The sequence below is a fragment of the Pseudomonas sp. M20 genome (assembly GCF_045037865.1).
In the GTDB taxonomy this organism is placed as follows: Bacteria; Pseudomonadota; Gammaproteobacteria; order Pseudomonadales; family Pseudomonadaceae; genus Aquipseudomonas.
In genome coordinates, this window is sequence record NZ_CP173611.1 from 3,817,646 (window position 1) to 3,836,769 (window position 19,124).

20 protein-coding genes and 1 riboswitch are annotated in these 19,124 nt (G+C 60.8%); of the genes, 5 read left to right on the forward strand and 15 right to left on the reverse strand.

Translation table 11 applies throughout. The annotated features are described in order from the left end of the window. Window positions 1-25: 25 nt before the first annotated feature. From ACI514_RS16865 to cobO, 10 genes are all read right to left on the reverse strand, one after another. On the reverse strand, window positions 26-757 hold the full coding sequence (locus ACI514_RS16865) for an adenosylcobinamide-GDP ribazoletransferase (RefSeq protein WP_160056918.1): 732 nt from the start codon (window positions 755-757) through the stop codon (window positions 26-28). A 1-nt stretch (window position 758) separates the two neighbouring features. Further along, on the reverse strand, window positions 759-1,334 hold the full coding sequence (gene cobC / locus ACI514_RS16870; protein WP_160056916.1) for an alpha-ribazole phosphatase family protein: 576 nt from the start codon (window positions 1,332-1,334) through the stop codon (window positions 759-761). Continuing rightward, window positions 1,331-2,386: a nicotinate-nucleotide--dimethylbenzimidazole phosphoribosyltransferase gene (cobT, locus tag ACI514_RS16875; protein ID WP_405122062.1), complete on the reverse strand. Its 1,056-nt coding sequence runs from the start codon at window positions 2,384-2,386 to the stop codon at window positions 1,331-1,333. The genes cobC and cobT overlap by 4 nt, the downstream gene beginning before the upstream one ends. Further along, window positions 2,383-2,904, reverse strand: a complete 522-nt coding sequence (gene cobU / locus ACI514_RS16880; protein ID WP_160056912.1) for a bifunctional adenosylcobinamide kinase/adenosylcobinamide-phosphate guanylyltransferase — start codon at window positions 2,902-2,904, stop codon at window positions 2,383-2,385. Before cobU ends, cobT begins: the two co-directional genes overlap by 4 nt. 148 nt (window positions 2,905-3,052) lie before the next feature. Continuing rightward, window positions 3,053-4,504, reverse strand: coding sequence for a cobyric acid synthase (locus ACI514_RS16885; protein ID WP_160056910.1), 1,452 nt, complete (start codon window positions 4,502-4,504; stop codon window positions 3,053-3,055). Then, entirely contained in the window at window positions 4,501-5,493 is a 993-nt protein-coding gene (cobD, locus tag ACI514_RS16890; protein ID WP_160056908.1) for a threonine-phosphate decarboxylase CobD, read from the reverse strand. Before cobD ends, ACI514_RS16885 begins: the two co-directional genes overlap by 4 nt. After that, window positions 5,486-6,394 carry an adenosylcobinamide-phosphate synthase CbiB gene (gene cbiB / locus ACI514_RS16895; RefSeq protein ID WP_405122063.1) on the reverse strand — a complete coding sequence of 303 codons (909 nt, stop codon included), beginning with the start codon at window positions 6,392-6,394 and terminating at the stop codon, window positions 5,486-5,488. Before cbiB ends, cobD begins: the two co-directional genes overlap by 8 nt. Continuing rightward, complete coding sequence (gene bluB / locus ACI514_RS16900; RefSeq protein WP_160056904.1) at window positions 6,391-7,041, reverse strand: 5,6-dimethylbenzimidazole synthase; 651 nt, start codon at window positions 7,039-7,041, stop codon at window positions 6,391-6,393. The genes cbiB and bluB overlap by 4 nt, the downstream gene beginning before the upstream one ends. Before the next feature lie 47 nt (window positions 7,042-7,088). Beyond that, window positions 7,089-8,438, reverse strand: a complete 1,350-nt coding sequence (locus ACI514_RS16905; RefSeq protein ID WP_405122064.1) for a cobyrinate a,c-diamide synthase — start codon at window positions 8,436-8,438, stop codon at window positions 7,089-7,091. Continuing rightward, a complete protein-coding gene (cobO, locus tag ACI514_RS16910) occupies window positions 8,435-9,046 on the reverse strand; it encodes a cob(I)yrinic acid a,c-diamide adenosyltransferase (protein ID WP_003223053.1) in 612 nt (203 codons plus the stop codon). Before cobO ends, ACI514_RS16905 begins: the two co-directional genes overlap by 4 nt. A gap of 80 nt (window positions 9,047-9,126) precedes the next feature. Then, window positions 9,127-9,352: riboswitch (cobalamin riboswitch) on the reverse strand. Between the two features lie 163 nt (window positions 9,353-9,515). Between cobO and ACI514_RS16915 the strand changes: the two genes are divergently transcribed. Next, on the forward strand, window positions 9,516-10,100 hold the full coding sequence (locus tag ACI514_RS16915; protein WP_077571724.1) for a hypothetical protein: 585 nt from the start codon (window positions 9,516-9,518) through the stop codon (window positions 10,098-10,100). A 66-nt stretch (window positions 10,101-10,166) separates the two neighbouring features. Next, window positions 10,167-11,480 carry a PQQ-dependent sugar dehydrogenase gene (locus ACI514_RS16920; RefSeq protein ID WP_405122065.1) on the forward strand — a complete coding sequence of 438 codons (1,314 nt, stop codon included), beginning with the start codon at window positions 10,167-10,169 and terminating at the stop codon, window positions 11,478-11,480. 133 nt (window positions 11,481-11,613) lie between these two features. Here ACI514_RS16920 and ACI514_RS16925 read toward each other — a convergent pair whose 3' ends face one another. The 5 genes from ACI514_RS16925 to ACI514_RS16945 form a co-directional block, all read right to left on the reverse strand. Then, a complete protein-coding gene (locus ACI514_RS16925) occupies window positions 11,614-12,150 on the reverse strand; it encodes a C40 family peptidase (RefSeq protein WP_034156233.1) in 537 nt (178 codons plus the stop codon). A gap of 218 nt (window positions 12,151-12,368) precedes the next feature. Continuing rightward, on the reverse strand, window positions 12,369-12,986 hold the full coding sequence (locus ACI514_RS16930) for a C40 family peptidase (protein WP_007919826.1): 618 nt from the start codon (window positions 12,984-12,986) through the stop codon (window positions 12,369-12,371). A gap of 226 nt (window positions 12,987-13,212) precedes the next feature. Continuing rightward, window positions 13,213-13,917, reverse strand: a complete 705-nt coding sequence (gene hda, locus ACI514_RS16935) for a DnaA regulatory inactivator Hda (protein ID WP_007919828.1) — start codon at window positions 13,915-13,917, stop codon at window positions 13,213-13,215. 207 nt (window positions 13,918-14,124) lie between these two features. Beyond that, window positions 14,125-15,198, reverse strand: a complete 1,074-nt coding sequence (locus ACI514_RS16940; protein WP_102900818.1) for an AI-2E family transporter — start codon at window positions 15,196-15,198, stop codon at window positions 14,125-14,127. A gap of 31 nt (window positions 15,199-15,229) precedes the next feature. Then, window positions 15,230-16,288 carry a DUF2066 domain-containing protein gene (locus ACI514_RS16945; protein WP_405122066.1) on the reverse strand — a complete coding sequence of 353 codons (1,059 nt, stop codon included), beginning with the start codon at window positions 16,286-16,288 and terminating at the stop codon, window positions 15,230-15,232. Window positions 16,289-16,661: 373 nt separating this feature from the next. Between ACI514_RS16945 and purM the strand changes: the two genes are divergently transcribed. Genes purM through ACI514_RS16960 form a run of 3 tightly spaced genes read left to right on the forward strand, consistent with a single transcriptional unit; the run spans window position 16,662 to window position 19,092 of the window. Next, on the forward strand, window positions 16,662-17,720 hold the full coding sequence (purM, locus tag ACI514_RS16950; RefSeq protein ID WP_008082936.1) for a phosphoribosylformylglycinamidine cyclo-ligase: 1,059 nt from the start codon (window positions 16,662-16,664) through the stop codon (window positions 17,718-17,720). Beyond that, the gene (purN, locus tag ACI514_RS16955) at window positions 17,720-18,370 is read left to right on the forward strand and encodes a phosphoribosylglycinamide formyltransferase (protein ID WP_160056892.1); all 651 of its coding nucleotides are present in this window, start codon (window positions 17,720-17,722) and stop codon (window positions 18,368-18,370) included. Before purM ends, purN begins: the two co-directional genes overlap by 1 nt. A gap of 8 nt (window positions 18,371-18,378) precedes the next feature. After that, on the forward strand, window positions 18,379-19,092 hold the full coding sequence (locus tag ACI514_RS16960) for a DUF3108 domain-containing protein (protein ID WP_160056890.1): 714 nt from the start codon (window positions 18,379-18,381) through the stop codon (window positions 19,090-19,092). The last annotated feature ends 32 nt before the right edge of the window (window positions 19,093-19,124 follow it).

The window sequence follows — 19,124 nt, forward strand, 5'->3', positions numbered from 1 at the left end:
GGCCGGCATGACCAGTAGAAATCCATCAGGCCAAAACCACTCCAACCAGCACCACCATCTCCAGCAATTCCAGCAACGCCCCCGCCGTATCGCCCGTCGTCCCGCCCAACCGCCGCATCATCACCTGCCGCAACCAGACAAACACACCGACCGAAATCACCAGCGCAACAACGCCACTGAACCCGGCAATCAGCACGCAGGCCAACGCACTTGCGCCCAGCACCCACCACCCGGCCTTGCGCGGCAAATGATCCGCCAACGCCTGCCCCAACCCGCCCGCGCGCACATACGGCGTGGTCAGAAACAACCCAAGCAATGCCGCCCGCCCGAGCAACGGCACAATGATCAACGCAACGCCTTGCTGTTGCTCAATCAGCGCCAGCAGCGCGGCAAACTTGAGCAGCAACACCAACACCAGCGTCACTACCGCAATCGGCCCGCTGCGCGGGTCCTTCATGATGGTCAGCGTACGCTCGCGATCACCAAAACCGCCGAGCCAGGCATCGGCGCTGTCAGCCAGACCATCAAGGTGCAGTGCGCCGCTGAGCAGCACCCAAACCGTCAACAGCAATGCCGCATGCAGCAACAACGGCGCGCCGCTCAAGGCGAGATTCAGCGCCCACAGGATCACGCCGAACAGCAGCCCCACCAACGGATAAAACAGCAGCGACCGCCCAAGCTGCTCCGGCTCAGGCATCCCCGACAAACGAATCGGCAGGCTGCTGAGAAATTGCAGGGCGATCCACAGCGGCAACATGTCAGCAACCTTCCTTGAGTGAACCGTCAACATCGACCGTCAGCGCAAACAACGCGCCATGAGCAACCTCGACATTGAGCAGTTGTTCGCGCGGCAACCCTCGCGCTTGCGCCAGCAACAAACGCATCACGCCGCCATGACTGATCAGCAAAACCCGCTCGCCAGCGTATGCACTGTGCAGGCGCGCAACGGCCTCCAGCACTCGAGTAGAAAACTCGCTGACCGGTTCACCCTGCGGCGGCGTAAACGAATACGGATCGGCCCAGAACAACCCCAGCGCTTCAGCATCGGTCTCCATCAACGCGGCCGCGCTCTGCCCTTCCCACGCACCGAAATGCAGTTCCTGCAGATCCTTGTCCAGATGCACTGACAGGTTCAGTTGCTCACCTAGCTCTGCGGCAAACCGCGCGCAACGTTGCAACGGCGAACTGACGATCCGATCCCACGGCCCGCCCTCGACCACGGCCGCACGCATTTGCGTCCAGCCCTTTTCGGTCAGTGCATCGTCGAGGCTGCCGCGCAAACCACCGCCGAGTTCAGTCTCACCGTGGCGCAGCAGATCCAGTTGCAGGGTCATGCCGGACGATCCGCTACCGCTGCTTCGGCGAAGGTCGCCATCTGCCCGTGCAGATCACAGGCCAGACGCAGCAATGGCACCGCCAGCGCTGCGCCACTGCCCTCGCCCAGACGCAAACCGAGCTCCAGCAACGGCTCGGCCTGCAGGGTTTCCAGCACATGACGATGGCCCGGCTCGGCACCGCGATGGCCGAACAGCAACCACTCGCGGCAGGCCGGATTCAAACGCACCGCAACCAGCGCCGCGACCGTGCAGATAAAGCCGTCGACCAACACCGCAATGCCTTCTTGAGCCGCTGCCAGATAGGCACCGACCAGCGCGGCGATTTCAAAACCACCCAGGTTGAACAGCGTCTGCAACACATCGCCACGCTGCGCTGCATGCAACGCCAATGCACGCTCGATCACTTGCGCTTTATGGCTGACGCCTTCGGCATTCAACCCGGTACCGGGACCGGTCAGATGTGCCACCGGGCAATCGAGCAAGGCACAGGCCAAGGCGCTGGCGGCGGTGGTGTTGCCGATGCCCATTTCGCCACCGATGAACAACTGTGCGCCTGCGGCTTTCGCCCGCAGCAGACTGTCGCGACCGGCCTGCAACGCCAGCTCGCCTTGAGCCTGAGTCATCGCCGCGCCCTGCACAAAGTTGGCCGTGCCCGGACCGATGCTCAAGTGACGTACACCCGCCAGGTTCAGCGCTGGATTCACCGTGCCCAGATCAACTACTTCCAGCTGCGCACCGAGCTGCCGCGCCAACACACTGATCGCCGCACCGCCGCTGACAAAGTTGAGCAACATCTGCCCGGTGACTTCCTGCGGGAACGCCGAAACCCCTTCAGCCACCACGCCGTGATCACCGGCAAAAATCGCGATCCACACTTGCGCCAGCGTCGGTTTGATCTGGCCTTGCAGACCGGCCAGTTGCACCGCGACCGATTCCAGTCGACCGAGCGAACCGGCCGGTTTGGTCAATTGCTGCTGCCGTGCCGTCGCTTGTGCAACGACGTTGAGATCGACCGGTTTGCACGAGTTCAGCCACCAGGTTTGAGTCATAACGCAGGTCCTTTCAGAGTCAGGGGCAGGCCGGCGACGGTCAGGACAACACGCTGACAACGCTCGGCCAGAGCTTGATGCAGCCAACCGGCTTCATCGACGTAGCGGCGAGTCAATTCGCCCAGCGGCACGACACCCATTCCGGTCTCGTTGCTGACAAAAATGATTTCTCCCGGCAGCGAGGCCAGGCATTCGAGCAGGGCTTCGCGCTCGGCAGCGAGGCGTTCGGCGTCATCGAGCATCAGCAGATTGGTCAGCCACAGGGTCAGGCAATCGACCAGCAAACAACGCTCGGCGCTGGCGGATTCGCGCAGGACGCGGGCCAGTTCCAAGGGTTCTTCAATGAGTGCCCATTCGACGGGACGGCGGGCGCGGTGATGGGCGACGCGATCGCTCATTTCACCATCGAGGGGTTGGCTGGTGGCGATGTAGGTGACCGCCAGATGGCTATCGCTGGCGAGTTTTTCTGCCAGGCGACTTTTGCCGGAGCGGGCGCCGCCGAGGATCAGTTGGAGCATGGGTTCATCCAGGAAAATTCAAGTGAGACAACCGCCGCTTTCGCGAGCAGGCTCGCTCCCACAGGGTTATGAGTTGTACTCAAAATGTATGGCTAACCGCATTCACTGTGGGAGCGAGCCTGCTCGCGAAGAGGCCAGCACAGGCAACTCAAATCCCACAGAGCCGACGCAACAGATCAGTATCCAGATGCTTCTCCACCAGATCCGCCAAACGCTCGATATCACGCTCGCGCAAGCCGTGGTAATCCACCTCCTGGACATCGCTCAACCCGGCCCAGCGCAACAACGCCGCACTCGCCGCCGGCGATTCAAACAGGCCATGCAGATAGGTGCCAAATACCTGCCCATCAACACTCTGTGCACCATCGCAACGACCGTCATCCAGATACACCGCAGCGTTTTCCAGTGCCGGTCCGCTGGTCACGCCGGCATGAATTTCATAGCCGCTGACGTCGGCATCTTCCAGCGCCAGCCGTCCACGCACATTGCGCAACTGCTTCTCGGCTTCAAGTGTGGTTTCGAACGCCAGCAAGCCCAAACCGGCACTCGTGCCCGGCGCACCTTCAAGACCGAGCGGGTCATGCACCTGCTCACCGAGCATCTGCAGACCGCCGCAGATCCCCAGCACTTTGCCGCCGTAACGCAAGTGCCGAGAAATCGCCGCATCCCAGCCATTGGCACGCAGATAAGCCAGATCGCTGCGCACGCTTTTCGAGCCCGGCAGAATGATCAGGTCAGCAGCAGGAATCGCCTGCCCCGGCCCGACAAATTGCAGATCGACCTGCGGATGCAAACGCAGCGGATCGAAATCGGTGTGGTTGCTGATGCGTGGCAGCACCGGCACCACCACTTTCAGCACTTGTTCGGCCTTGTCGGTCTGGCGCTGATCGATGCCGTCCTCGGCCTCAAGGTGCAGATCCATCACATATGGCAACACGCCCACCACCGGTTTGCCGGTGCGCTGTTCCAGCCAGTCGAGGCCCGGTTGCAGCAAGGCGATGTCACCGCGAAAACGGTTGATGATGAAGCCCTTCACCCGCGCCTGTTCGCTCGGCGAGAGCAACTCCAGGGTGCCGACCAGATGCGCGAAAACCCCGCCACGATTGATGTCGGCAATCAGCAAAACCGGGCAATCCACCGCTTCGGCAAACCCCATGTTGGCGATGTCGCCCGCGCGCAGATTGATCTCCGCCGGCGAACCCGCGCCTTCGACCATCACCAACGGATACGCCGCGCTGAGCCGTTCGTGGGACGCGAGCACCGCTTTCATCGCGATGGCTTTGTAGTCGTGATACGCCACGGCATTCATCGACGTTACCGCGCGGCCATGAATGATCACTTGCGCGCCGATATCGCTGTTGGGCTTGAGCAGCACCGGATTCATGTCGGTGTGCGGTTCAAGAAACGCTGCTTGCGCCTGCACCGCTTGCGCGCGGCCGATCTCACCGCCATCGGCGGTCACGGCGCTGTTGAGCGCCATGTTCTGTGGCTTGAACGGTACGACCGCCACGCCTTGACGCGTCGCCCAGCGGCACAGCGCCGTCACCAGTGTGCTTTTACCGGCATCGGAGGTGGTGCCCTGCACCATCAGGGTGGTCATGCGTGATCCTTGGCAAAAGCGCTTAAAGCGTGTTCGAGACGCGCCTCTTCAGCCGCGTCGGCGGGCAGGCCAAAACGCAAACTGCTGTTGTGAGTGAAGATGCGCAGGAGAATGCCGCGACGGGCCATGAACCCGTGCATCGCTTCGGCATGCTCGGTGATCAGCCACTGGAACAGCGCGCAGCCGCCCTGCGGCTTGAAGCCGTAGCGTTCAAGCAGCGCCGCCAGCCGCTCACTGGCCTCATCACTGCGAATCCGTTGGCGTGTGTGCCCTTCAGTGTCTTGCAGACACGCTTGCCCGAGCACCCGCGTCGGCCCACTCACCGCCCAAGGCCCGACCTGTTCGGCGAGCAGCTTGAGCAACTTGCGCTCGGCCAGGACAAAGCCCAGACGCACCCCGGCCAGACCGAAAAACTTGCCGAACGAACGCAACACGATCAGCCCGACTTGATGGGCATGCGGCGCCAGACTCAGTTGTGGCGTGTTATCCATGAAAGCTTCATCGACCACCAGCCAGCCACCGCGCCGGGCGAGCCGCGCATGCCAGTCGAGCAATCGCGCCGGGGTCAGGCTCAGGCCGGTCGGGTTGTTCGGGTTGACCACCACCAGCACGTCGAGGCTGTCGAGAAAGAATTCGACTTCCTGCTCCAGCACTTCGCGCACGATGTAACCGCTGCGCCGCCAAGCTTCGGCGTGTTCGGCATAACACGGCGACAACACACCGACCTTGCCGGCCCGACGCAAACGCGGCAGCAACTGAATGGCCATCTGCGAACCGGCCACCGGCAGCACTTGCGCGGCACCGTAGTAATCGCACGCAGCTTGCTCCAGGCCGTCGTCGGTTTCCGGCAGGCGCGCCCAGGCGCGCAGCGGGATTTCCGGGATCGGAAATGGCCATGGCGCGAGGCCGCTGGACAGGTCGAGCCAGTCCGCCTCGGCAATGCCGTAATCGTGTGCAGCCTTGCGCAGCCGGCCACCGTGCTCAAGCATAGAATTCAGCCCCCACGCAGAGAATCAGCAGCCATAACCATACGCCGCGCTGGACCAATTGCCAGCCACGGTCAATGGAATCTGCATCGGCGGGAACGCCTTCACCCAGTTGCGGACGGTCGTGAAGTTCGCCGTGGTAAATCGCCGGCCCACCTAATTCCACGCCCAGCGCACCGGCGCCAGCCGCCATCACCGGGCCAGCGTTGGGGCTGTCCCACTTCGGCGCCTGGGTGCGCCAGCACTTCAGTGCAAGTCGGGTTTTGCCCAGCAGTGCGTAGGTCAACGCCACCAGACGCGCAGGAATGTAGTTCAACACGTCGTCGATTTTCGCCGCCGCCCAGCCGAAACGTTCGAAGCGTTCGTTGCGATAGCCCCACATCGCATCGAGCGTGTTGCTCAAGCGATAGAGGACCACGCCCGGCGCACCGGCCACGACAAACCAGAACAACGCGGCAAACACCGCATCACTGCCGTTTTCCAGCACCGACTCAGTTGCAGCGCGAGCGACCGCCGTGCTGTCGAGTTCATCGGTCTGGCGGCTGACCAGATAGCCGACACGCTTGCGCGCCTCTTCCTGATCATCTGCGCGCAAAGCAGCGGCCACCGGCGCCACATGCTCGCCGAGGCTGCGCATGCCGAGGGCGCAATACAATGCAAGAATCTCGACGACCCAGCCCACGTACGGTGCCCAGGAAAATGCGGTGGCGAGCAAGGTCAGCGGCAGCACCGCGATCACCCACGCGGTGACGCCGTGGCTGCGCCAGCCCCGGCCACCGGCGTTGAAACGTTGCTCGATGCGCCCGGCAAAATTGCCGAAAGCCACCAGCGGATGCCAGCGTTTCGGTTCACCGAGCAGCGCATCCAGCGCCACCGCGGCGACACTCAACAACGCCACACTCATTGACTCACTCCCCAATAATTTTCGTACAGCAACTCATTGAGCGGACGCGCCTGCGCCCACCCTTCGAGTACCAGCATCGGCGCCGGATAGAATTCCTTGACCGGGCCCAGACATAAAACAGCGAGAGGCTTGGCGCCTTCGGGCAACTTCAACAGGTCAGCGAGTGCCTGTGGCTCGAATAGTGAAACCCAGCCCATGCCCAGGCCTTCGGCGCGCGAGGCCAGCCACAGATTCTGGATCGCGCAGGACAGCGAGGCCATGTCCATTTCCGGCAGCGTGCGACGACCGAAAATGTGCTTTTCGCGATCGTCCATCAACGCGGCGACCAGCACTTCGGCGCACTCATGGATACCCTCGACCTTGAGTTTCATGAACTCGTCGCTGCGCTCGCCGAGGGCTTCGGCGGTGCGGATGCGTTCTTCTTCGACGAGGTTCTGGATCTGCCCGCGTAAAGTTCGGTCGCTGATGCGAATGAAGCGCCAAGGCTGCATCAGGCCGACGCTTGGGGCCTGGTGGGCGGCTTCCAAAAGTCGGCGCAACAGCTCCGGCTCGACGCTGCCGCCGGTGAAATGGCGCATGTCGCGGCGCTCGGCGATGGCTCTATAAACCGCTTCGCGCTCGGCTTCGGAAAATGTGTTGTCGGTCATGGCCTCTTCGCGAGCAAGCTCGCTCCCACATTGGACGGGGTGCTTGCTCAAGAAACGCAATCCCCTGTGGGAGCGAGCTTGCTCGCGAAGGCGGCCTCACGGTCTGGCGCAAACAATGCGGCAATCGCATTCGGATTCGAGGGAAAATAGAAGTGCACATAAGAGGCCGTCATCCGCCCTTCCCGATAAACCGCCTCGGCGCCACGCCCACCATTCGGGCTCAAGCCACGGGCAATCGGCGTCAGTTCGGTGGCGGTCAGGGAGTGATGATAGGTGTGACCGCGCAGCGAACCTTCCGGCAGATCCACCGCTTGCAACGCCAACGCCGCCAGACGCTTCTGCATCACCGCATCGCCCTCAAGCAGTCCGACCAGTTCGGTACGAGTGCCTTCAACGTCCGTCAAAGAGTCGAGCAAATACAACATGCCGCCACATTCAGCGAGCAACGGTTTCCCCGCCGCATGATGCGCACGAATCGCCTCAAGCATCGCGGTGTTCTGCGACAATGCAACATGGTGCAATTCCGGATAACCGCCGGGCAGATACAAGCTATCCGCCTCAGGCAAGTGCGTATCGCGGATCGGCGAGAAGAAACTCAACTCAGCGCCCATCGCACGCAGCAGATCCAGACTCGCGCCATAAGTGAAGGCAAACGCCTCATCACGCGCAACGGCAATGCGCACATCCTTCAGCAGCGGCTCGACAGCTATCACGTCAGGCGCGGCGAACTCAACCGCCGGTGGCAGCGCTACCTCGCAACTGCTGGCCAATGCATCGGCAGCGGCGTCGAGACGCACATCGAGGTCATTCAATTCGCTAGCCTGCACGAGGCCGAGGTGACGACTCGGCAATTCGATGCCAGTCTCACGCGACAACGCACCGTACCAGCGCAAACCTTCAGTCAGGCTGCCTTCGAGCAATTGCGCATGGCGCAAAGTGCCAACACGATTGGCCAGCACGCCGGCAAATGGCAAATCCGGCTGATACTTCGCCAGGCCCAGCGCCAACGCACCAAAAGTCTGCGCCATCGCCGTCCCATCAATCACGCCAAGCACCGGCACACCGAAGTGCCGCGCCAGATCGGCGCTGGACGGCGTGCCGTCAAACAGGCCCATCACGCCTTCGATCAGAATCAGATCCGCCTCGGCAGCGGCGTCCCACAACAGGCGACGACTTTCCTGCTCACCGACCATCCACATGTCCAGTTGATACACCGGCGCACCGCTGGCGCGTTCGAGGATCATCGGGTCGAGAAAGTCCGGGCCGCATTTGAACACGCGCACTTTGCGCCCCTGATTGCGATGCAAACGGGCGAGCGCGGCGGTGACGGTGGTCTTGCCCTGACCGGAAGCCGGCGCGGCGATGAGCACCGCCGGGCAGTGACGTGGTTGATTCAAAGTTCGACGCCTTTCTGCGCTTTGATGCCGGCCTGAAAGGCGTGTTTGAGCATGCCCATTTCGGTGACCGTGTCGCCCATTTCGATCATTTCCGGCTTGGCCGCGCGACCGGTGACGATCACGTGCTGCATCGGCGGACGCGCCTGCAGATCGCTGAGTACCTGATCGAGATCGAGGTAGCCGTGTTTGAGGGCGATGTTCAATTCATCGAGCACCACCAGACCGATCGACGGATCACGCAGCAGTTCGCGCGAGACTGCCCACGCGGCTTCGGCAGCGGCGATGTCGCGCTGACGATCCTGGGTTTCCCAAGTGAAGCCTTCGCCCATCACATGGAAGCGAACTTGCTCGGGGAAGCGGCGGAAAAACAGTTCTTCACCGGTGCTGTTGCGGCCCTTGATGAACTGCACCACACCGCACTGCATGCCGTGGCCCATAGCGCGGGCGAGCATGCCGAACGCCGAGCTGCTTTTGCCTTTGCCGTTGCCGGTCAGCACCAGCACCAGGCCACACTCGTCAGGCGAGTTGGCGATGCGTTCGTCGATCACGGCTTTTTTGCGTTGCATACGCGCCAGATGGCGTTCGTCGCGCTCGGGGGAATCAGTCATGGGGGAGCTCTCCGTTGAGGCTGGATAACGGCGGGCAGGCACAAGAATAGACGGCAAAAAGCCTGGCATCGCCCACCGTGATGCCGCTGGATGGATCAGGCCGGTCTCCGGGCTCATGAGCGGCGTTGGCCTGACTGCGCGCCTTCCCGCTTTGAGCAGTGGCATTCGACGCAGTGTTCACTCATTTACCGTTGCGGGGGCAGCGCCGGGATCGTGGTGGTTCTTCGTGCGAAGACAACCCTCACCGGCTTCCCTGTTTCACTCTGTCGACGCAGGTCACAGAGCACCTGAAACAAGCCGCGAAGGTTAGAGGGTTGGGGGTGGAGCGTCAATTAAAGAGGCGGCCATCGAGCGAATAACTGCCGTCGATCAATTCTCTGACGCCAATCTTGTGCCACACTGATACAAGCGATATCAAAGAGCCATGCTTTTTCCGAAACGCCCACTACAACAATAAAGGATGATGACGATGCAAGGCATGATCATCAGCAACCCGCGCCTGGAATTCCTGCGCCCGGTGCTTGAACGCTGGTTTGACTGTATCGACCGTTACAACGCCGTGCGCGGCGACAGCGACACGCCTTACTGGCATGACGAGAAAGCCAATCTCGGATTGCTCTCGGCGGCGGCGTGGATGGCCGAGCTGGTCACTTTGAACGACACTGCCACGCGCAAACAGAACGAAGAAGGCGAGCGCAATGCCCGCGCCGATCTGTTTCTCGCCGGTGCTGAGGACCGCGCTTTCATTCAGGCCACGCAACGCTGGCCAAAGGTTACCAACCTGAATCTGACCCAAGCTCTGCTGGACATCACCAACGATGCCAAACGCATCAGCTATGCCAGCGACCTCAAGCTCGGCTGCCTGTTTGTCGCGCCGCAAAAAGCCCAGCACAGCGCCAGCCCCGAAGAGTTGCAGGACATGGTCGACGATCTGCAAAAGGAACACACCTGTGCCGTCGCCTGGTATTTCCCCTACGCCTACCGCAAATTGCGCAGCGAAGCGGGCAACTATCACCCGGGCATCGCCGTGCTGTTCAAGGAAGCTCGCGGCTGAGCAGTTGAACCATCGGGCTTGCGCCCTCCTCTATGATTAGGAATGCATTCATAGGGAAGATCAGCAATGCGCAAGCCCCAGCTCGTTTTTGTCATCGCCTTCGCCGGAGGACTCGCCGCCTGCGGTGAAACCTCCAGCCTGCAAGTCTCCGACGGCACCGGCCCGTCACCGAAACTCCCCGAACCGAACAAGACCCTGATCCCGACGGTGAACATCGCCCCGGCAATCGGCTGGCCCGCAGGCGGCAAACCGACTGCGGCGGCTGGCACTCAGGTGGCAGCGTTCGCCGAAGGCCTCGATCATCCGCGCTGGCTCTATGTCTTGCCCAATGGCGATGTGCTGGTGGCGGAAACCAACGCCCCGCCAAAGCCTGATGACAGCAGTGGCATTCGCGGCTGGGTGATGAAAAAGGTCATGGGCAAGGCTGGCGCGGGCGTGCCGAGTCCGAACCGCATCACCTTGCTGCGTGACGCCGATCACGATGGCGTGGCTGAGACGCGCACGGTGTTCCTGCAGAACCTCAACTCGCCGTTCGGTATGACGCTGGTCGGCAACGATCTTTACGTCGCTGACACCGATCGCTTGCTGCGCTTCAACTACGAACCCGGCGCGACCGAAATCAAGTCGCAACCAATCAAGGTTGTCGATTTGCCCGGCGGCACGCTGAATCATCACTGGACCAAAAACGTCATCGCCAGCAAAGACGGCAGCAAGCTGTACGTCACGGTCGGCTCGAACAGCAACGTCGGCGAAAATGGTCTGGATAAGGAAGAAGGCCGCGCAGCGATCTGGGAAGTCGATCGGGCGACCGGCAATCACCGCATCTTCGCCTCGGGCATCCGCAACCCCAACGGCCTGGCCTGGGAGCCCAGCAGTGGCGCGTTGTGGACAGCCGTCAACGAGCGTGACGAAATCGGCAGTGATCTGGTGCCGGACTACATCACTTCAGTGAAGGACGGCGGATTCTATGGCTGGCCGTTCAGTTACTACGGTCAGCATGTTGATGTCCGCGTGTCGCCGCAAAACGCGGACCTGGTGGCCAAGGCCATCGCCCCGGATTACGCGGTCGGGCCGCACACCGCCTCGTTGGGCCTGAGCTTCGCCGAGGGCAACACCCTGCCGGCGCAGTTCAAGGAAGGCGCGTTCATCGGCCAGCACGGCTCATGGAACCGCAAACCGCACAGTGGCTACAAAGTGATTTTCGTGCCATTTACCGGCGGCAAGCCGAGCGGCACACCGGTGGATGTGCTGACCGGGTTCCTCGACAAGGACGAGAATGCATTGGGCCGGCCGGTAGGCGTGGTGATTGATCAGCAGGGTGGCTTGCTGGTGGCGGATGATGTTGGCAATAAGGTGTGGCGAGTCTCAGCCACGAAGTGATGTTGAATGTGACCTGAAACAACTGTGGGAGCGAGCCTGCTCGCGAATGCGGAGTGTCAGTCTCCATTGAGTTGACTGATACACCGCTTTCGCGAGCAGGCTCGCTCCCACATTAGGATTGCTGCGATTTTTACTACGGGTTATGCGCCAGATGCTCCGGCTGCAACACCCGCTTGGCACTCAGATAAGCCTTCTGCCAATACGCCTTCGACAGGCTGTCGAGCTTGACCGTCCCGCCCGTGGCAGGCGCATGCACAAACCGCCCTTCGCCGACATAAATCCCCGCGTGACTGACCTGCGAGCCGCCATTGGTGGCGAAGAAAATCAGGTCGCCCGTCTGCAAGCCTTCCTTGCCAACATTCGGCGCCTGCATGACGATCATCTCGCGCGTGGAGCGCGGCAGCGAGATGCCTGCTGCATCACGGTAGACAAACCCGATCAGGCCGCTGCAATCAAACCCCGAATCCGGCGTGTTGCCGCCCCAGCGATAAGGCGTGCCGACCAAGCCGAGCGCGCGAAACAGCACGTCCTCAGCAGCAGGCGAAAAAGCTTGGGAGGGGCCGAACACGACCGGGGCGCGTACCACCGGCGCAGGTGGCGGCGTGCGACTGGCGCAGGCGCTGAGCAGCGCTGCGAAGAAGATCAAAGTGAGGCGTGCCGACATCGTCATAAGCAGAACATCCTGATCTGGCTGCGGCTTTTTCTGCCGATGGACAGAAAACAAAACCGCCTGCGTGAGCACGCAGGCGGTTTGCCATCAATATAGATACAGGATTCTAGCGGCTACGCGGCAAACTTCAAGTAAGACTTTAACTTCACCTTGTAAAGTCTACGTCTACTCCGTTGCCGGAAGCCTGATTGTCGCCGCGAACGCAGCGACAATGGGGATTACTTGCGAGCGGTGACAACCGTCGGAGCGTTGGCCAATGCGCGTTTCGCTTCGATGAAGGTCTTGCTCCAGTAGCTGTCACCCAGGCTGTCGATGCGAACACCGCCGCTGCGACGACTGCTGGAGTGGATGAACTGGTTGTCACCGAGGTAGATCCCGGCGTGACTGACACGACCGCGACGACCGTTGGTGGCGAAAAACAGCAGATCGCCCGGCTCAAGGTTGCTGCGCGATACCAGTGGAGCATCGACGTTAATCATTTCACGCGTGGAGCGTGGCAGGTTCATGCCAGCTTCTTCACGGAACAGGTAGCCGATGAAACCGCTGCAATCGAAACCGGCTTCAGAGGTACCGCCGAAACGGTAACGGGTACCGATCAGGGACATGCCGCGTTCGAGGATACTGTCGGCCAGAACAGGAAGCTGATAAGGCTTCTTGCCATTGAATTCGTTGAGTTCTTTTTCGGTGTCCAGCTCTTCCTGATAAATAACGGAAGACTGAGCCGTGGCAGAATTTTTAACCTGTTGAGGCTGCTCTTGAACTGGAGAATGAGCAGCACAACCGTACAACAGGGTGACGAGTGCGAGAGGCACGAGGGGTGCGAAGCGCTTTAGCATGGGCACGACCGTGGCTGATAGTTGTAAAGAAGGCGAGACTATGCCCGCTATCAGCCTCATTTGCAAATTCAATCGATCTTTTTGTGACTTCTCGGTTTCTCGTTTACATCTAAGCGCTTAAGCCCATTTGAACCGATACGCGGCTTGCACACCGTGCAGGAAAGCGGATTTTCTGGCGCCTGAAATATGCCGAAATACGCTGAAAGCCGAAGAATCAAAGGGATAGCTACCAGCCCAGCGTTTCTTTCAGGAAGGGAATGGTCAGCTTGCGCTGAGCCTGCAATGAGGCCTGATCGAGCTGTTCAAGCAAGTCAAACAGCGCACTCATGCTGCGGGTGCCGCGAGTCAAAATAAAATGCCCGACTTCATCGGTCAGGTGCAGACCGCGACGCGAGGCGCGCAATTGCAGAGCACGCAGTTTGTCTTCATCGGAGAGCGGCCGCATCTGAAAAATCAGCGCCAGGGTCAGGCGCGATTTCAAGTCAGCCAGTTTGACCGGCAGCTCACGCGGAGAGGTGGAAGCGGCAATCAGCAAGCGCCGACCGCTGTCGCGCAGACGGTTGAACAGATGAAACATCGCCTCTTCCCAGTCAGCCTTGCCGGCAATCACCTGCAAGTCGTCCAGGCAAACCAGTTCGTACTGTTCGAGGTTGTCGAGGATTTCGACACCGCGATCCATCAACTCGGCCAACGGCAAGTACACCGCCGGCTCGCCCATCTGCTCGAATCGCAGACACGCCGCTTGCAACAGATGCGTACGCCCTACGCCGTGTTTGCCCCACAGGTAGATCAGGCTTTCTGTCCAGCCGGCGTCGGCTTCGCATAGACGCTCGACATAGCCGAGTGCAGCGGCATTGGCGCCTGGGTAGTAGTTGATGAAGGTGGCGTCGTCACGCAGACGCACACCTAGGGGCAGCTGAATCGGTTTCATGCTGACTGAACAGTTCTCAAGGAACCGTTAGTGGCCTCTGTGTAAAGTTTGCGAAGTTTATACCCGTGAAGCTGAGCGCACAATGCGACAGAGTCCAAGCAAAATCAAAGGTTTGCGATAACACACTGGATTTATGACAGATTCTTTGGCACCAACGCCTGCAGGACCCGGGCCAACCCGGCGATTCGCCGGGCCGTCCCTGTGCCATTACAACTGCGGATCGTCAACGCCACTATAGATGTCGGAGTCCTTGTACAAGTCGTGCACATGGCGCACCAGCACCATGATCACCGCCGCCACCGGCAATGCCAGCAGCACGCCGGTGAAACCGAACAGTTCGCCGCCGGCCAGAATCGCGAAAATCACCGCCACCGGATGCAGACCGATACGATCGCCCACCAATAAAGGCGTCAGCACCATGCCTTCCAGCGCCTGACCAACCATGAACACCGCGACGATCCCGACCATCGGATACAGATCGCCACCGAACTGGAACAACCCGGCAATCAGCGCCGCGCCAATACCGATCACGAAGCCCATATAAGGCACGATCGCCGCCAGACCCGCAATCAGGCCGATCAACAACCCCAGCTCCAGCCCGACGATCATCAGGCCCGCTGCGTAGATCACGCCCAACGCCACCATCACCAGCAACTGACCGCGAACAAATGCGCCCAGCACCTCATGACATTCACCGGCCAGCGATACGATGGTCTCTTCCCGATCACGCGGCAGGAGGCTGCGGATCTTGGCCATCATCACGTCCCAGTCGCGCAACAAGTAAAAGCTCACCACCGGAATCAGCACCAGATTGGCCAGCCAGCCGATCAGCGCCAGACTGGAGGCCGTTGCCTGACTGAGCACCACGCCGACAATGTCGGTAGTCTGCCCCATGTGCTCGCTGATCGCGGCCTTGACCTTATCGAACTTCCAGAAACCGTCCGACAACCCCAGCTTCGACTGCGCCCACGGCACCGCCGTGTGCTGCAGCCAATCGAGCATTTGCGGCGCCAGTTCGTACAGACGTAGCAACTGCTTGGCGAGCATCGGCACCAGCACCAGCATCAGTGCGGTGACGATCAAGGTGAACAGAGCAAACACCGCGATCACGCCCCAGGTTCGCGACAAACCGAGCCGCTCCAGTCGATCCACCAGCGGATCGAACAGATAAGCCAGCAGCAGCGCCACCAGGAACGGCGTGAGGATCGGATGCAGCAACCATACAAACGCGCAAAGCAGGACTACCCCACCGAGCCAGAACCAACGCCGCGTATCGGCCATGTACCACTCCTGCTTCTATATAAGGAAAGACTTACCAGCGAAACCGCAACGACGGTGCTGCCGGGGTCGGGGCTGGCGCCGCGACTGGCGCCGCACCTGCAACCGCAGGCTGTGGCGCAGCCAACGGAGTCGGCGCCTCGGCCGGCAACTCTTGCAACTTGGCCAGCGACAACTGCGCACGCATTTGATCGGCGCTGCCATTGACCCGATAAACGATGCGATCGCCGTCAACACTTTGCAGACGCACGCCAAACGGTTCGAGTAACCGCAACAGCGCCGCGTAATGCTCCAGATTCATACCTTGCACTTCCAGAGTCTGCTGCCCCGAAGCGCCGGGCTTGGCCACAAAACGTGGCGCCAGCCGCTCAGCCACCGCCAGCATCACTGCGTCAGCGACAGCAGCCTGATCGGCGCCCTGCACACTGCCCGCCTCTTTCTGATCGCCCAGCCACAAGTGCCATTTGGCCTGCCACTGCCCGCCCTCTTCACGGGCATGCACCGCCAGCAAGACATCAGCGTTGTAGCGCTCCGAAGCACCGCGCAGTGGCGCCGGATCCGTGCCCTCAAGCGCTGGCGCAGTGGCAACCAACTGCTCACTCAAATCAGCCAGCGGCAAACGCAATGGCAAGCCGCGATGTTGTGCAGCCGTACGCAACGGCGCGGCAGCGGCCTGACCATCACCGACCAGACTCGAACCCTTGGCCGAATCATTCAGCCACCAACTCAGGATCGACGGGCGACTGGCGCCCCACAACGACAACCCGGCACGACGCAACGCCTGCTCGGTGGTCGCCGGATCGAAATCGACCTTCAGCACCTCCGGCGGCCCGGCATCGAAACCGAACTGACTGATGATTTGCTGCGGATCCTTGCGAATCGCCGCCAACCCCGGGTTTTGCGCAGCCTTCGGATCGCCGGTCAGGCGCAACACCAATGTATCGAGCGCCGCTTGCGTGGCGCGACCACGTTCTTCCGGCGCCTGGCCATTGACCGGTTCGCGCACTTGATAAAGACCTTTGAGGTTTTCGGCATGACTCGCCAGGCTGATCAGAGACAAACAACCCACAAACAACAATTTACACAAACGCATGGAGAATTCCCGTCGACAGGAGCGGCTGGAACAGGCCGCGTGAACCGGTTAAGCAAGGCTGTGACAATCTGCCAGCACTAAACATTCACACGACAGCGGTAAAATTTTGCACAGTGATAACGATAGACGGTTAATCGCCACACTTTATACAGGCGTTCATACGGCTCAATTGCAAAAAATTTCCGCTGATATGGCCCTGCCCGTCGGTGCGAGGATGGCCGCTGCCCCTCAAGCCTGATAAAATCGCGCGCCTTCGCAGACCGGCAACAGCCGGGCACCTCGAAACTCGCGTGAGGCCATCGCCCCGTCGATTTCGAAGTTCCCGCTGAACTCGGTCGTTACCCCTGAATCCCCTCCCCTAAAGGCCTGGATCATGAGCAAGCAACCCTCCCTGAGCTACAAGGACGCCGGTGTAGACATCGACGCCGGTGAAGCATTGGTCGAACGCATCAAGAGCGTCGCCAAGCGCACTGCGCGCCCGGAAGTCATGGGCGGCCTGGGCGGTTTCGGCGCCCTCTGCGAAATCCCGGCCGGCTACAAGCAGCCAGTTCTGGTTTCCGGCACCGACGGCGTCGGCACCAAGCTGCGTCTGGCGCTGAACCTGAACAAGCACGACAGCATCGGTATCGACCTGGTTGCCATGTGCGTCAACGACCTCGTGGTGTGCGGCGCCGAGCCACTGTTCTTCCTCGACTACTACGCCACCGGCAAACTCAATGTCGAGACCGCGACCCAAGTGGTTACCGGCATCGGCGCTGGCTGCGAACTGTCGGGTTGCTCGCTGGTTGGCGGCGAAACCGCTGAAATGCCAGGCATGTACGAAGGCGAAGACTACGACCTGGCCGGCTTCTGCGTCGGCGTCGTGGAAAAAGCGGAAATCATCGACGGCTCGAAAGTTGCCACCGGTGACGCACTGATCGCCCTGCCATCGTCCGGCCCACACTCGAACGGCTACTCACTGATCCGCAAGATCATCGAAGTCTCCGGTGCCGACATCGAAAACATCCAGCTCGACGGCAAACCGCTGACCGACCTGCTGATGGCCCCGACCCGCATCTACGTGAAGCCGCTGCTCAAGCTGATCAAAGACACCGGCGCGGTCAAAGCCATGGCCCACATCACCGGTGGTGGCCTGCTCGACAACATCCCGCGCGTTCTGCCAAAAGGCGCTCAGGCGGTGGTTGATGTGGCTAGCTGGACTCGCCCGGCCGTATTCGACTGGCTGCAAGAGAAAGGCAACGTTGACGAAACAGAGATGCACCGCGTACTGAATTGCGGCGTTGGCATGGTCATCTGCGTGGCTCAGGAACACGTAGAAGTTGCCCTGAACACCCTGCGTGACGCCGGCGAACAGCCTTGGGTCATCGGTCAGATCGCTGCCGCTGCCGAAGGCGCTGCTCAGGTTGATCTGCAGAACCTTAAGGCTCATTAATGTCCGCAACCTGTGATGTCGTGGTGCTGCTGTCCGGCACCGGCAGTAACTTGCAGGCTCTGATCGACAGCACGCGGACCGGCGACAGCCCGGCCCGCATCGCTGCAGTGATTTCCAATCGCGCCGACGCCTACGGCCTGCAACGCGCCAGTGACGCAGGTATCGCTACCCGCTCGCTGGATCACAAGGCATTCGAAGGTCGCGAGGCCTTCGATGCTGCTCTGATCGAACTGATCGACGAATTCAATCCGAAACTCGTGGTGCTGGCCGGCTTCATGCGCATTCTCAGCGCTGACTTCGTTCGCCACTATCAGGGTCGCCTGCTCAACATCCACCCGTCGCTGCTGCCCAAATACAAAGGGTTACACACTCATCAGCGCGCGCTGGAGGCCGGCGATACTGAGCACGGCTGCTCCGTGCACTTCGTCACCGAGGAACTCGATGGCGGACCACTGGTCGTACAGGCAGTATTACCGGTAGAGTTGCACGACACGCCGCAGACTCTTGCGCAGCGAGTCCACGTTCAGGAACACCTGATCTACCCGATGGCTGTTCGCTGGTTTGCCGAAGGCAGGCTGGCACTTGGTGAACACGGTGCTTTACTGGATGGCCAGTTACTCGCGGCCAGCGGCCACTTGATTCGACACTAGGAGATATTATGCGTCGCGCCCTGCTCTTCGCTTGCGCTCTGCTCGCCCTGCCCTTCGCGCAGGCAGCGGAACTTCAACCGTTCTCCGCCAGCTACACCGCCGACTGGAAGCAGTTGCCCATGAGCGGCACCGCCGAGCGCAGCCTGGTCAAGGAAGCCAGCGGCGTCTGGAAGCTCAGCTTCAAGGCTTCGATGATGATCGCTAGCCTGACAGAAGAAAGCACCCTGACCCTGGACAAGGACACTTTGCTGCCGCAGTCCTACCACTTTGAACGTGGTGGCCTGGGCAAGGCGAAAAAGGCTGATCTGGATTTCGACTGGAACAGCAAGATGGTCACCGGCACCGACCGTGGCGACGCGGTGAAGATCCCGCTGAACCGTGGCATGGTCGACAAGTCCACCTATCAACTGGCGCTGCAACATGATGTGGCTGCTGGCAAAAAGACCATGAGCTATCAAGTGGTCGATGACGGCGAAGTCGATACCTATGACTTCCGCGTGCTGGGTTCGGAAAAAGTCGAAACCAAGGCTGGCAAGATCGATGCGATCAAGGTCGAGCGCGTACGCGACCCGACACAAAGCAAGCGCACCACCGTCCTCTGGTTCGCCAAGGATTGGGATTACCTGCTGGTTCGCCTGCAACAGGTTGAAACCGACGGCAAGGAGTACAACATCATGCTCCAGGACGGCACGGTCAACGGCAAAACCGTTAAAGGCAGCTGATTTGCCGCAAGAACAAAGAGCCCCGCGAAATG

Bases quoted from the DNA above. Each gene is read 5' to 3' on its own strand.
- ACI514_RS16930 (WP_007919826.1), bottom strand. From the start codon at position 12,986: ATGCTAAAGCGCTTCGCACCCCTCGTGCCTCTCGCACTCGTCACCCTG.
- ACI514_RS16940 (WP_102900818.1), bottom strand. From the start codon at position 15,198: ATGGCCGATACGCGGCGTTGGTTCTGGCTCGGTGGGGTAGTCCTGCTT.
- ACI514_RS16920 (WP_405122065.1), top strand. From the start codon at position 10,167: ATGCGCAAGCCCCAGCTCGTTTTTGTCATCGCCTTCGCCGGAGGACTC.
- ACI514_RS16915 (WP_077571724.1), top strand. From the start codon at position 9,516: ATGCAAGGCATGATCATCAGCAACCCGCGCCTGGAATTCCTGCGCCCG.
- ACI514_RS16925 (WP_034156233.1), bottom strand. From the start codon at position 12,150: ATGACGATGTCGGCACGCCTCACTTTGATCTTCTTCGCAGCGCTGCTC.
- cobO (WP_003223053.1), bottom strand. From the start codon at position 9,046: ATGACTGATTCCCCCGAGCGCGACGAACGCCATCTGGCGCGTATGCAA.
- cobC (WP_160056916.1), bottom strand. From the start codon at position 1,334: ATGACCCTGCAACTGGATCTGCTGCGCCACGGTGAGACTGAACTCGGC.
- ACI514_RS16960 (WP_160056890.1), top strand. From the start codon at position 18,379: ATGCGTCGCGCCCTGCTCTTCGCTTGCGCTCTGCTCGCCCTGCCCTTC.
- ACI514_RS16885 (WP_160056910.1), bottom strand. From the start codon at position 4,504: ATGACCACCCTGATGGTGCAGGGCACCACCTCCGATGCCGGTAAAAGC.
- cobU (WP_160056912.1), bottom strand. From the start codon at position 2,904: ATGCTCCAACTGATCCTCGGCGGCGCCCGCTCCGGCAAAAGTCGCCTG.
- bluB (WP_160056904.1), bottom strand. From the start codon at position 7,041: ATGACCGACAACACATTTTCCGAAGCCGAGCGCGAAGCGGTTTATAGA.
- ACI514_RS16945 (WP_405122066.1), bottom strand. From the start codon at position 16,288: ATGCGTTTGTGTAAATTGTTGTTTGTGGGTTGTTTGTCTCTGATCAGC.
- ACI514_RS16865 (WP_160056918.1), bottom strand. From the start codon at position 757: ATGTTGCCGCTGTGGATCGCCCTGCAATTTCTCAGCAGCCTGCCGATT.
- purN (WP_160056892.1), top strand. From the start codon at position 17,720: ATGTCCGCAACCTGTGATGTCGTGGTGCTGCTGTCCGGCACCGGCAGT.
- hda (WP_007919828.1), bottom strand. From the start codon at position 13,917: ATGAAACCGATTCAGCTGCCCCTAGGTGTGCGTCTGCGTGACGACGCC.
- cobT (WP_405122062.1), bottom strand. From the start codon at position 2,386: ATGACTCAAACCTGGTGGCTGAACTCGTGCAAACCGGTCGATCTCAAC.
- cobD (WP_160056908.1), bottom strand. From the start codon at position 5,493: ATGCTTGAGCACGGTGGCCGGCTGCGCAAGGCTGCACACGATTACGGC.
- purM (WP_008082936.1), top strand. From the start codon at position 16,662: ATGAGCAAGCAACCCTCCCTGAGCTACAAGGACGCCGGTGTAGACATC.
- cbiB (WP_405122063.1), bottom strand. From the start codon at position 6,394: ATGAGTGTGGCGTTGTTGAGTGTCGCCGCGGTGGCGCTGGATGCGCTG.